Source organism: Actinomadura violacea (assembly GCF_017573465.1).
Classification (GTDB): Bacteria; Actinomycetota; Actinomycetes; order Streptosporangiales; family Streptosporangiaceae; genus Spirillospora; species Spirillospora violacea.
The window spans coordinates 185,882-200,151 of record NZ_JAGEPF010000003.1; the positions used below are offsets into that span (position 1 = coordinate 185,882).

The 14,270-nt window shown below is 71.8% G+C and carries 1 protein-coding gene; it reads right to left on the reverse strand.

Features of this window, described 5'->3' with window-relative positions; translation table 11 throughout:
- Positions 1-36: 36 nt before the first annotated feature.
- Positions 37-14,244: a type I polyketide synthase gene (locus tag J4709_RS05090; protein ID WP_208237425.1), complete on the reverse strand. Its 14,208-nt coding sequence runs from the start codon at positions 14,242-14,244 to the stop codon at positions 37-39.
- Between the last annotated feature and the right edge of the window lie 26 nt (positions 14,245-14,270).

A 14,270-nucleotide genomic window follows, 5' to 3' on the forward strand; every position in this document is an offset into this window, starting at 1 on the left:
CTCAGAGGGAGCGGGCAGCAGTTCCGCGCACATGGATCAGGACGCCCCGAACTCTTTGTCGATGAAATCGAGCACCTCGTCGGCGCTGGCCGACTCGAGCCGGTCGACGACGGCGTTCTCCTTCTCGGCGGCCTCCGCGCTCATCCATTTCGACAGGACCGTCTGCAGGCGCACGGTGACGTTGGCGCGCAGGTCTCCGTCGGCGGGGACGTCCGCGAGGGCGGCCTCGAGCCGGTCGAGTTCGGCGAGGAGCGGTTCGGTGCCGCCCTCCCCCCGGATCCGCGCCGCCAGGTGCCCGGCGAGAACCGCCGAGGACGGGTAGTCGAAGACCAGCGTGGCGGGCAGCTTGAGGCCGGTGGCGGCGGTGAGCCGGTTGCGCAGTTCGACCGCCGTCAGGGAGTCGAAGCCGAGGTCGCGGAACGCGCGGCCGCCCGGGACGGCGTCGGCGGAGCGGTGGCCCAGCACGGCGGCGGCCTCGGCGCGCACCAGGTCGGCAAGCACCCGGTCCTGCTCGGCGCGGGGCAGGCCGTCGAGCCGGGCGGCGAGGGCGTCACCCGCCTCGCCGGACGCCTCGTCGGCCTGGGCGCCGTCGGCGATGGCCCGCGCGACTTCGGGCAGGTCGGCGATCAGCGGGCTGGGCCGGTGCAGGGTGAAGACCGGGGCGAACCGCGCCCAGTCGACGTCGGCGACCGTGATCAGACTCTCGCCGCCGTCCAGCACCTGGCCGAGTGCCCGGACCGCCGGCGCCGGGTCCATCACCCGCAGCCCGAGCCGCTGCAACTGGTCGCCGGCGTCGCCTTCGCCCATCCCGCCGCCGCCCCACAGGCCCCAGGCGATCGACGTCGCGGGCAGCCCTCTGGCGCGGCGGCTCTCCGCCAGGCCGTCGAGGAAGGCATTGGCCGCCGCGTACCCGGGCAGGCGCTGGCTTCCCCAGACCGCCGATCCCGAGGAGAACAGCACGAACGCGTCGAGGTCCAGGCCCGCGGTCAGCTCGTCCAGGTGCGCGGCGCTCACCGCCTTCGCCGCCAGCAGCCCGGCCAGTTCCTCCACGCCCATGTCCTGGACGGCGGTCGTCTGACCGGTGCCGGCAGCATGGAAGACCGAGGTCAGCGGCGGCCCGCCCGCGGCGATCCGCTCCAGCAGCCCCGCCACTTGCGGCCGCCTGCCGGTGTCGCACGCGATCACCTCGACCGCCGTGCCGCGCTCGGCCAGCTCGGCGGCCAGCGCCGCCGCGCCGGACGCGCCGGGACCGGATCGGCTGACCAGCACCAGCCGGGCGGCGTCTCGTCCGGTCAGCCACCGGGCGACGTGCCCGCCGACCCCACCGGTCCCGCCGGTCAGCAGCACGCTGCCACGCGGCACCCAGCGTCCCCCGCCGGCGGCAGGCCGCGGAGCCCGCACCAGCCTGCGCGCCATGATTCCGGCGGTGCGGAGCGCGACCTGGTCCTCGGCGCCCGCGGCCAGGACCTCGCACAACCGTCCGGCCGTCCGCTCATTCCAGACCGGAGGCAGGTCGACCAGGCCGCCCCACCGGTCCGGATGCTCCAGGCCCGCGACCCGGCACAGCCCCCACACCTGGGCTTGGACCGCGCTGACCGCCGCCGTGTCCCCGGCGGCGACCGCGCCCCGCGTCAGCACCCACAGCGGCGCTTCCACCCCGAGATCCCCGAGCGCCTGGACGAGCGCCAGCGTGGCCGACACGCCGCCCGCCACTCCCTCGACGCCCGCCGCTGGCCGCTCGTCCATCGCCAGCAGCGACACGATCCCGGCCACCCCGTCTGCGGGGACGGCCTGGGCTAGCAGGCCGGCGAGAGATCCGCGGTCGGCAGAACCCGAAGCCGCTTCGGTGACGATCACTTGCGCGTCCCGATCGGTCAGGGCGCGTTCACAACCGTCGACGAGTTCACGGGGCGTTAGGTCGTCTGCTGGGGCGATCAGCAGCCATGTGCCAGGCAGAACGACGGGGCCGGATTCGGAAACCGGGACCCAGGAGACCCGGTAGCGCCAATCTGACACCGCCGCCGTGTCCCGCTCTTGCCGTCGCCAGGACGCCAGCGCGGGCAGTACCTCGCTCAAGCGCTGGTCGTCGACGGCCAGTGCCTCGGCGAGGCCGGTTACGTCTCCGTCTTCGACCGCTGCCCAGAAGCCGGCTTCGGCGCCGTCGCCGCCTGTAGTGGTCGGCTGCGTGAGGGGTTCCGGCCAGAAGCGCTCGCGCTGGAACGCATATGTCGGCAGATCGACCCGTTCACCGGCGGGAAGGACGCTTGTCCATTCCACGCTGGCGCCGGCCGTGTACGCCTCCGCCAGCGAGATCAGCAGCCGGTCGGCGCCGCCATCGTCCCGCCGGAGCGTCCCGATCGCCCTCGTCGCGGCCGAGTCGGACGTCACCGCCTCCAGAGTCTCAATGATCGGCGCGGTCAGGACCGGATGAGGCGAGGCCTCAATGAACATCCGGTTCCCTGCTTCGGCCAGCACCCGGATCGCCCGGTCGAACTCCACGGGCGCGCGCAGGCTCGCATACCAATAGGACGCGTCGAGTTCGGGCCCGTCCAGGAACTCCCCGGTCATCGCCGACACCATCGGCAGACGCGCCTGACCAGGGACGATGCCCTTCAGCAGGTCCACGATCTCTTGCTCGATCGCCTCCACCTGCGCGCTGTGGGAGGCGTAGTCGACCGGCAGCAACCGGGTGCGTACCGAGTCGGCCTCACACGCGGCAGCCAGTTCATTCAAGGCAGCGGGCTCACCGGACACCACGGTCGCCGCAGGGCCGTTCACCGCCGCGACCGACAGCCGCTCACCCCATGCCGTCAATCGCTCCCGCACTTTGCCGGCGGGCTCGGCAATCGACAGCATCCCGCCACGACCGGCTAGGACGGTCAGGGCCTTGCTGCGCAGCGCCACGACCTTGGCCGCCTCTTCCAAGCTCAGGATTCCGGCGGCGCAGGCGGCAGCGATCTCGCCCTGAGAGTGCCCGACCACCGCATCCGGCTGCACGCCTGCCGCTTCCCACACCGCCGCGAGCGACACCATGACCGCCCATAGCGCGGGCTGGACGACGTCGGCCGTCTCCAGAGCCGGAGCGCCGTCAACTCCATCTAGGACGTCTTGTAGCGACCAATCGACATAGGGCGCGAGAGCCGCTGCGCATTCGGCCAACCGTGCGGCGAACACGGGCGAAGCAGCCGCCACCTCGCGTCCCATCCCGATCCACTGCGAACCCTGACCGGGGAACACGAACACCACCCGGCCCGCGTCACCCGCCACGCCGCTCACCACACCGGCGGCGGGCTCACCCGCCGCCACCGCAGACAGCCCTCCCAGCAGTTCGACAGGGCCATCGCCGGTGACGACTGCTCGATGCTCGAAAGCCGAACGCGTCGTGACCAGCGACCAACCAACGTCCGCCGGGTCGAGGTCGAGGCTGGCCATCACGAACTCGCGCAGCCGACCCGCCTGCGCCGCCAACCCGCCACCGGTACGCGCCGACAGCGGCCACACAGCCGGCCCGCCCGTCAGCACTGGCACCGGACGTTCACTGACCTCGGGGACACCGTCTGAGGTCGGAGCGGGTGCTTCTTCGAGGATGATGTGCGCGTTGGTCCCGCTGATTCCGAAGGCGGAGACTCCGACGCGGTGCGGCTCCTCGTCGGAGTTCCACGGCACTGCTTCGCTCAGCAGCCGCACCGCACCGGACGACCAGTCCACATGCGGTGTCGGCTCGTCCGCGTGCAGCGTGCGCGGCAGTTCTCGATGCTGGAGCGCCAGGACGGTCTTAATGACCCCGGCCACTCCTGCGGCTTGCTGAGCATGCCCGATGTTCGACTTGATCGATCCGAGCCACAGCGGTTTGTCGTCCGGCCGGTCCTGCCCATAGGTCACCAGCAAGGCCTGTGCTTCGATCGGATCCCCGAGCGTGGTGCCGGTGCCGTGGCCTTCCACGGCGTCGACGTCGGTGGCCGACAGTCGGGCATTGGCCAGGGCGGCGCGGATGACTCGCTGCTGCGACGGCCCATTAGGAGCCGTCAACCCGTTGGACGCGCCGTCCTGGTTGATCGCACTGCCCCGCACGACCGCCAGCACCGGATGCCCATTGCGGAGCGCGTCCGACAGGCGTTCCACCAGCACCATGCCCGCCCCCTCAGCCAACCCCATCCCGTCCGCCGACGCACCGAACGCCTTGCAACGCCCATCGGCCGCCAACACCCGCTGCCGCGAGAACCCCACGAACTCCGCAGGATCGGCCATCACCGCCACACCACCGGCCAGAGCCATCCCGCACTCCCCCGAGCGCACCGCCTGACACGCCAGATGCAACGCCACCAGCGACGATGAGCACGCCGTGTCCACCGTCACCGCAGGGCCTTCCAAGCCCAGCACATACGACACCCGACCGGAGATCACGCTGGGCACGTTTCCGGTGATCAGGTGGCCCTCGGAGCCCTCCGTCCCGACGCTCTGCGCCAGGTAGCCGGACGGCGAGGCGCCGGCGAACACTCCGGTGGAGGTTCCGCGCAGCGACAGCGGATCGATGCCCGCACGCTCCAACGCCTCCCACGCCGTCTCCAACAGCAACCGCTGCTGCGGATCCATCGCCAAGGCCTCACGCGGACTGATCCCAAAGAACCCCGGATCGAATTCACCGGCCCCGAACACGAATCCTCCCTGGCTCGTGTAGGAGGTTCCGGGGTGGTCGGGGTCGGGGTCGAACAGCCCGGTAACGTCCCAGCCCCTGTCGGCGGGGAAGTCGCAGACGGCGTCGCCGCCGGAGGCGAGCAGATCCCAGAGCTGCTCGGGTGCGTTCACGCCGCCGGGGAACCGGCAGCCCATGCCCACGATGGCGATCGGCTCACCGGACGCCGCGGCCTGCACCGGGACGGCCGGAGCGGCGTCGGCGACCCCCAGCAGCCGGCCGGTGATCTGGCGGGCCAGCGCTTGCGGGGACGGGTAGTCGAACACGGCTGTCGAGGGCAGCTTCAGGCCCGTCTCGGCGTTCAGCCGATTGCGGAGCTCGACGGCGGTGAGCGAATCGAAACCCATATCGCGGAACGCCCGCGTCGCCCCCACCTCATCCGGCGACGCATGCCCCAACACCGCCGCCGCGTGCACCCGAACCAGGTCTGCGACCACCCTTTCCCGTTCCGCCGGAGTGGCTGAGGCCAGCCGCGCGGCCAGTTCACCCTTCGGCTCGGCGGGGGCATCGATGGCCAGTCCCGCCACTTCGGGGATCTGGTCGAGTAGCGGCCAGGCCCGTACTGCCGTGAACACCGGCGCGAACTGCGTCCAGTCGACGTCCGCGACGGCGAGGAAGGTCTCGTCGTCGGCGAGCACCTGGCCGAGCGCGGCCAGGGCGGGCGCCGGTCTCATGAACTTCATTCCTTGCCGGAGCAGCCAGGTGACGCTTCTGGGCAGGTCGAGCTCCGCGGTCACGTCTTGCCGGGTGTCCCAGACGCCCCACGCCACCGAAGTCGCGGGCAGCCCACGGGACCGCCGCTCCAAGGCCAGCGCATCCAAATGAGCGTTAGCCGCCGCATAAGCGCCGTGGTCACTGCTCCCCCAGGTCGCGGCGATCGAGGAGAACAGAACGAACGCGTCGAGATCCCGATCGGCGGTCAGCTCGTCCAGCCAGCGCGCGCCATCGACCTTGGCCGCCAAGCCTGCGGCCAGCTCCGGCAGATCGGTGCGGTCGAGCGGGAGCCGGTCGCCACCGACCGCCGCGTGGATCACCGTGCGCAGCGGCGGCGCGGCCATCTCGATCCAGTCCAGGAGGTCCACCACCTGGTCCCGTTCCGCGACGTCGCAGGCCAGTAGGCTGACTCCGGTACCGGACGCGGCGAGCTTCGCCGCCAGCCCGGCCGCGCCCGGCATGCCCGGTCCACGCCGGCTGGTCAGCACGACGTTCGAGGCTCCGGACCCGGTTAGCCACTCCGCCAAGTACGGGCCGATTCCGCCGGTCGCGCCGGTCGCCAGCACGGTTCCGCGCAGTTCCCGCCGCGTCCGGTCACGCCTGGGCACGGCGCGCACCAGCCGGCGGGCCAGGATGCCCGACGGCCGCACCGCGACCTGGTCCTCACCGCAACCCGCCAGCACAGCGCACAACCGGGCAGCCGCCCGATCGTCCAGGACCGGCGGCAGGTCGATCAGGCCGCCCCACCGGTCCGGGTGTTCGAGGCCCGCGACCCGTCCCAACCCCCAGGCCTGCGCTTGGACGGGGCTGGTCGGTGCCTCACCGGGGCCGGCGGCGACGGCACCGGACGTCACCACCCACAGCGGCGCCTCGATACCGGCGTCGCCCAGTGCCTGCAGAAGAAGCATCGTTCCGGCGAGCCCGGCGGGCACCGCCGGGTAAGCGGCGAGGCGGCGCTCTTCCAAGGCCAGCAGCGACACCACTCCGGCCGCGGGCGACTCGGGCAGCAGGTGGCCGAGACGGGCCGCCAGCGCCGCGCGGTCCAGATCGTCCGGCCCGACGTCGGCCACGGTGACCTGGGCTCCCCTGCCGGTGAGCGCCCGGACGCACCCGTTCACGAATGCGTCGTCAGTGCGCCCGGCCGGAGCGAGCAGCAGCCAGGTGCCAGAGAGCGGGGCGGCAGCCGGTTCGGTCACCGCCTGCCAGGACACCCGGTACCGCCAGTCCGCGACCGCCGCCTCGTCCCGCTCTCGGCGCCGCCACGCAGCCAGCGCGGGCAGCACCTCGCCGAGCCGCCGCCCGTCCACTGCCAGCGCATCGGCCAGGCCGGTCAGGTCGCCGCCTTCGACGGCCGCCCAGAACCGGGCCTCTCCCGCCGTCCCGGCACCGTCCGCGCCGGGCGGCCGGAGAAGGGATTGCGGAATCTCCGGCCAGTAGCGTTGATGCTGGAAGGCGTAGGTCGGCAGGCTCACGCGCCGTCCGGCGGGCAGGACGGCCGTCCAGTCGACGTGCGTCCCGCCGGTGTGGGCTTCGGCCAGCGAGGTCATCAGCCGGGACGCTCCGCCGTCGTCGCGGCGCAACGTCCCGATCACGGCGGCCTCATCGTCGAGCGTGTCGCTGATCGCGGCGGTCAGGACGGGGTGCGGCGAGACCTCCACGAAGACCTGGTGCCCCGCCTCGCCCAAGGCCCGGACGGCGCGATCGAACTCCACCGTCGTGCGCAGGCTCGCGTACCAGTAGGACGGGTCGAGTTCGGGACCGTCGAGGAATTCGCCGGTCATCGCCGACACCATCGGCACCCGGCTCTGACCAGGGGCAATGCCGGACAGTGCGCTCACGATCTCCTCGCGCAGGGTTTCGACCTGTGCGTTGTGCGAGGCGTAGTCCACCGGCAGGAGACGGGTGCGCACACCGTCGGCCGCATACACAGCGGCAAGTTCCTCCAAGGCGTCCGGCTCACCTGAAACGACCGTCGCCGCAGGTCCGTTCACCGCCGCGACCGACAGCCGCTCGCCCCATTCCGCGAGCCGCTCCCGCACCTTGCCGGCGTCGTCAGCGACCGACAGCATCCCGCCACGACCGGCGAGGACGGTCAGCGCCTTGCTCCGCAGCGCCACGACCTTCGCCGCATCTTCCAGCGACAAGATTCCGGCCACGCAGGCGGCGGCGATCTCGCCTTGCGAATGCCCGATCACGGCGTCCGGCCGGACCCCAGCCGCCTCCCACACCGCCGCCAGCGACACCATCACCGCCCATAGCGCGGGCTGGACGACGTCGGCCGTCTCCAGCCCAGGCGCACCATCGGCCCCGGCCAAGACGTCCTGCAACGACCAGTCCACGAAGGGCGCCAGCGCCTCCGCGCACTCGGCCAGCTTCGCCGCGAACACCGGAGAGGACGCGGCGAGCTCGCGTCCCATCCCGACCCATTGCGACCCTTGACCGGGGAACACGAACACCACCCGGCCAGCGTCGCCCGCCACACCCGACACCACCCCGGCAGCGGGTTCACCTGCCGCAACCGCAGTCAGCCCGGCGAGCAACCCGCCCTGGCCATCACCCACCACCACGGCGCGATGATCGAAAGCCGAACGCGTCGTGACCAGCGACCACGCCACGTCTGCCGGGTCCAGGGCAGGGCGCGACGCCACGAACTCGCGCAGCCGTCCCGCCTGCGCCGCCAACCCGCCGGCGGTACGCGCGGACACCACCCAACTCGTCGCTTGAGCGTCCGCCAGTACGGGCACCAAGTCGTCGTCCAGCCCGGGCGCAGACTCCTCGGCGGCCTCCTCGATGATCACGTGGGCGTTGGTCCCGCTGACGCCGAAGGCCGACACCGCGGCCCGTCGCGGATGGGCGTTCGCCGACCAAGGACGCGGCTCGGTGAGCAGCCGCACCTGACCGGCGGCCCAGTCCACGTGCGGGGACGGCTCGTCGACGTGAAGCGTGCGGGGCAGTCGCCGATGCCGGAGGGCCAGGACGGTCTTGATGACGCCGGCGATTCCGGCGGCCGCTCCCGTGTGGCCGATGTTCGACTTCACCGATCCGAGCCACAGCGGCCGGTCGTCGGGACGGTCCTGCCCGTACGTCGCCAGCAGCGCCTGCGCCTCGATCGGGTCGCCGAGCGTGGTGCCGGTGCCGTGGGCTTCCACCATGTCGACCTGGTCGGCGGCGACCTGGGCGTTGGCCAGCGCCGCCCGGATGACCCTCTGCTGGGACGGCCCGTTCGGGGCGGTCAGGCCGTTGGACGCGCCGTCCTGGTTGATGGCGCTGCCTCGCAAGACGGCGAGGACTTGGTGCCCGTTCCGCTGCGCGTCCGACAGCCGCTCCAGCAGGACCATGCCTGCGCCTTCGCCCCAGCCGATACCGTCGGCAGCGGCGGCGAACGGCTTGCAGCGCCCGTCGGCGGCCATGCCCTGCTGGTGCGAGAACTCCGCGAACGCGCCGGGTGTGACCAGGACGGCCACACCGCCCGCGAGGGCGAGCGTGCACTCGCCGGACCGCAACGACTGACAGGCCAGATGCAGTGCCACCAGCGACGACGAGCACGCCGTATCCACCGTCACCGCCGGACCTTCCAGGCCCAGCGTGTACGCCACCCGTCCGGAGATCACCGCCGTGAGGCCGCCGGTGAGCTGGTATCCGGCCGCTTCCGGGCTGTCGGTGCTGTAGCCGGAGAAGGCCGCCCCGGCGAACACACCGGTTGCGGAGCCTCGCAGCGACTCGGGATCGATGCCTGCCTGTTCGAGCACTTCCCAGGAGGTCTCCAGCAGCATGCGCTGCTGGGGGTCCATGGCCAGGGCCTCGCGCGGGCTGATGCCGAAGAACCCCGCGTCGAACCCGGCCGCGTCGTACACGAAACCGCCCTGGCGTGTGTACCGCACGCCGTCGGACAAGCCCGCGCCGGACAATTCCTCAAGAATTTCCCAGCCGCGGTCCTGCGGGAATCCTGAAATGGCGTCCGTTCCGTCCGCCACCAGATCCCACAAACCATCGGGGTCCGTGATGCCGCCCGGGTATCGGCAGCTCATCCCGACGATCGCGATCGGCTCATCGGATGCGGCGGCCACCACTTGTACCGAACCCGTGGAAACCGGGTCGCCCAGCAACTCGCTGCGCAGCAACCGCGCCACCGCCCGCGCGGTCGGGTAGTCGAACACGAGCGTGGACGGCAATGCCAACCCGGACACGGTCCGCAGCCGGTTCCGCAGCTCCACCGCCGTCAACGAATCGAAACCCAGCTCCTTGAACGCCCGCCCCGGCTCCACCGCGTCCGCTGAGGCATGACCCAGCACCGCCGCCGCCTCAGCCCGCACCACATCGACCAGCAACCGATCCTGATCGGTTCGAGACAGCCCCGCCAACCGCTGGGTCAACGGCGACTCCGCGCCCTCGACCACCGCCCCGGTCGACGCCAGCACTTGCCCAACCTCCGGCAAGCTGGAGATCAGCGGACTGGGCCGATGCAGCGTGAACACCGGGACGAACCGGGTCCAGTCCACATCGGCGACCACCACAGAGCACTCGCCGCCGTCCAGCACCTGCCCCAGCGCCTTCACCGCCACAGCCGGGTCCATCACGCGCATGCCGAGCCGTTGCAGTTGGTCTCCGCTCTCGCCGGAGCCCATACCACCGCCGCCCCACAAACCCCACGCCAACGACGACCCGACCAAGCCTTTTGCTCGCCGGCTCTCCGCCAAACCGTCCAGGAACGCATTGGCCGCCGCGTATCCCGCCAGCCCACCGCTTCCCCAGATGGCGGCGCCGGACGAGAACATCACGAACGCGTCCAGGTCCATGCCGGCCGTCAACTCGTCCAGCAGCGCCGCACCCGTAACCTTCGCGGACAGCACGGCGGCCAGATCGTTCACGGTGGTCTGCTCGACCAGCGCGCCGTCCCCGATGCCCGCCGCGTGGATCACCGACGTCAGTGACGGTCCGCTCCGGCCGATCCAGGCCAGCAGCTCGGCCACGTCGGCCCTGCGGGCGGTGTCGCAGGCGACCACCTCGACCGTGCTTCCGGCGGCGGCCAGTTCCGCCGCCAACATGGCGGTGCCGGACGCCCGCGCACCAGACCTACTGGTCAGCACGATTCGCCGCGCATCTCGACCCGTCAGCCAGTGGGCGACATGCCCGCCTGCCGCACCCGTTCCGCCGGTCACCAGCACGGTGCCGCCGGGCGTCCACTGCGCCCCGATCCGCGGCTGCGGAGCCCGCACCAGCCGTCGCGCCATGACCCCGGCGGGACGGATCGCCACCTGATCCTCACCGCATCCGGCCAGCAGCATGCACAGCCGGCTCGCAGCCCGCTCGTCCAGGACCTCGGGCACGTCGACCAGGCCGCCCCACCGATCGGGGACCTCCAGTCCCACGACCCGGCCGAGCCCCCATGCCTGTGCCTGTACCGCGCCGACGGGCGCCTCGTCCGTCCCGACCGTCACCGCGCCGCGCGTCACCATCCACAGTCGGCCGCCGATCTCCGCGTCGAGCAGCGCCTGCACCAGGGCCAGCGATCCCGCCAGTCCCCCGGCCACCGTCGGGAACCGCTCCACCGATCCCTCGTCCAGCGCCAGCAGTGACACCACTCCGGCCACGTCGGCTCGTGCGGTTTCGGTTCCTTCCCCTGTCGCGGCAGCGTTATCGGCCAGGGCCTTGGTGAGGCAGGCGGCGAGTGCCGTCCGGTCCAGTTCTCCGGCAGGAACCGCGACGGTCACCACGTGCGCGCCATGCGCAGTCAGAGCTTGAACGCACCCGGCGCCCACCTCTTCGGCGGCCTGTCGGGCGGGGAGCACAACAAGCCACGTGCCGGACAGGACCGCTGGAGCGGTGTCGGCGACCGGGACCCAGGAGATGCGATAACGCCAGTCCGCAGTCGCCGCCCCGTCCCTCTCCCGCCGCCACCAGGCGGCGAGGGCGGGCAGCACTTCGCCTAGCTGCTGCCCGCCGACGTCCAGCGCGTCGGCGAGACCGGACACGTCGCCGCCTTCAACGGCCGTCCAGAAACGGGACTCGGCGCCCGCCCGGTTGCCCTTCGCCGACTGCGCGAGAAGGGACGCCGAGACGTTAGGCCAGTAGCGCTGTTGCTGGAAGGCGTACGTGGGGAGTTCGACCTTCTGCCCGGCGGGCAGCACGGTCGTCCAGTCCACCGACGCGCCCTGCACATGTGCCTCGGCCAGCGACGACACCAAACGGTCGGCTCCACCGTCATCACGCCGTAGTGTCCCGACCACTGCGGCCGGGCCTTCGGCCCCTGAAGCCTCCAGCGTGTCGGTGATCGCCGAGACCAGCACCGGATGCGGCGAAGTCTCCACGAACACCCGATGCCCGGCCTCACCTAGCACCCGAACTGCCCGATCGAACTCCACCGTCGCGCGCAGGCTGGCGTACCAGTACGACGCGTCGAGTTCAGGGCCGTCCAGGAACTCGCCGGTCATCGCCGACACCATCGGCACGCGCGCCCGACCAGGGACGATGCCCTCCAGTACAGCCAGGATCTCGTCCTTAAGCCCTTCGATCTGGGCGTGGTGCGAGGCATAGTCGACCGGCAGGAGACGATTACGGACGTCCTGGGCTGCGCAGAGCGTGGCAAGCTCTGCCAAGGCGTCCGGCTCGCCGGACACCACCGTCGCCGAAGGACCGTTCACCGCCGCGACCGACAGCCGCTCACCCCATTCCGACAGCCGCTCCCGTACCTTGTCGGCGGGTTCGGCGATCGACAGCATCCCGCCACGACCCGCCAGAACGGTCAGCGCCTTGCTCCGCAACGCAACAACCTTCGCCGCATCCTCCAGACTCAAGATCCCCGCCACGCACGCTGCGGCGATCTCGCCCTGGCTGTGCCCCACCACCGCATCGGGCTCGACCCCGGCCGCCTCCCACACCGCCGCCAGCGACACCATCACCGCCCACAACACCGGCTGGACCACATCAGCCGTCCCCAAGCCAGGCGCACCATCGGCTCCAGCCAGGACGTCCTGCAACGACCAACCCACGTAGGGCGCCAACGCCTCCGCACACTCGGCCAACCGCTCAGCGAACACCGGAGACGACGCCGCCAACTCCCGACCCATCCCGATCCACTGCGAACCCTGACCAGGAAAAACGAAGACCACACGACCCGGACCACCAGCCGGAACCGCGCCCGTCACCACACCCGCAGCAGGCTGCCCGGTCGCCACCGCCGCCAGCCCCGCAACCAACTCATCCCGCTCACCACCCACCACCACGGCCCGGTGCTCGAACACCGACCGCGTCGCAGCCAACGACCAACCCACATCCACCGGAGCCAACCCAGGCCGCGCCACCACGAACTCACGCAAGCGGCCAGCCTGCGCAGCCAACCCATCGGCAGTGCGCCCGGACACCAACCACACCGGAGGCGTACCGGTCAGCACCGCGGCCGGTGCGGCGGTGTCTCCGTCGGCCGGCTCAGCGCCGGTGGGCGCCGGGTCGGGTGCCTCCTCCACGATGACGTGCGCGTTGGTGCCGCTGATTCCGAATGCCGACACCCCGGCCCGCCGGGGCTGTCGTCCGTCGCCCGGCCACGGCGTCGCCTCGGTCAGCAGCCGCACGTGACCTGCGGACCAGTTGACGTGCGGAGACGGCTCGTCGACGTGCAAGGTGGCGGGGAGCAGGTCGTGCCGTAGCGCCAGCACCATCTTCATGACCCCGGCCACGCCCGCCGCGCATTGGGCGTGCCCGATGTTCGACTTGACCGAGCCGAGAAGAAGCGGACGGTCGTCCGGACGGTCCTGCCCGTAGGTGGCGAGTAGCGCCTGCGCTTCGATGGGGTCGCCGAGCGTGGTTCCGGTCCCGTGTGCTTCCACGGCGTCCACTTGGTCGGCGCGGAGCCGCGCGTCGGCCAGCGCGGCGCGGATGACCCGCTGCTGCGACGGCCCGTTAGGAGCGGTCAAACCGTTCGATGCACCGTCCTGGTTGACCGCGCTGCCCCGCACCACGGCGAGGACGGGATGGCCGAGTCGGCGCGCGTCCGACAGTCGCTCCACCAGGAGCATTCCGGCGCCCTCGGCCCATCCGGTGCCGTCGGCCGAGGCGGCGAACGACTTGCACCGCCCGTCGGCGGCGAGCCCTTGCTGCCGCGAGAACTCCATGAACGTCGCCGGCGTGGCCATGACCGTGACGCCGCCCGCCAGCGCCAGCGCGCATTCCCCCGACCGCAGCGCCTGGCAGGCCAGATGCAGGGCCACCAGCGATGACGAGCACGCAGTGTCGACCGTGACGGCGGGTCCCTCCAGCCCAAGGACGTACGACAGCCGTCCGGAGATCACGCTGCCCGCGTTGCCGGTCAGCAGGTAGCCCTCGGCTCCGTCCGCTCCGTCGCCCAGGCCCGCTCCGTATCCCGACGCCGACGCTCCCGCGAACACGCCGGTGCGCGAGCCGCGCAGCGAACGGGGATCGATACCGGCCCGCTCCAGCGCCTCCCACGCCACCTCCAGCAGCAGCCGCTGCTGCGGGTCCATGGCGAGGGCCTCGCGCGGGCTGATCCCGAAGAAGCCCGCGTCGAAACCCGTCGCCTCCGGCACGAAACCGCCCGCCCGCACGTAGGACGCCGCCGGGTCGCCGGGCGCCGCGCCGTCCGCTTCCTCGACGGCCTCCCAGCCTCGGTCGCCGGGGAACCCGGCGACCGCGTCGCCGCCCCGGGCCAGCAGCTCCCAAAGCCGGTCGGGCCCGTCCGCGCCGCCCGGGTACCGGCAGCTCATCGCGACGATCGCCACCGGCTCCCGCTCGTCCGCCTCCAGCTTGCGCAGGCGCCTGCGCGTCTCCTGGAGTTCGGCCGACGCCTTCTTCAGGTAGTCGAAGAGCTTCTCCTGGCTTTCCACCAAAGACCCCCTAACCCGGCAGCCGG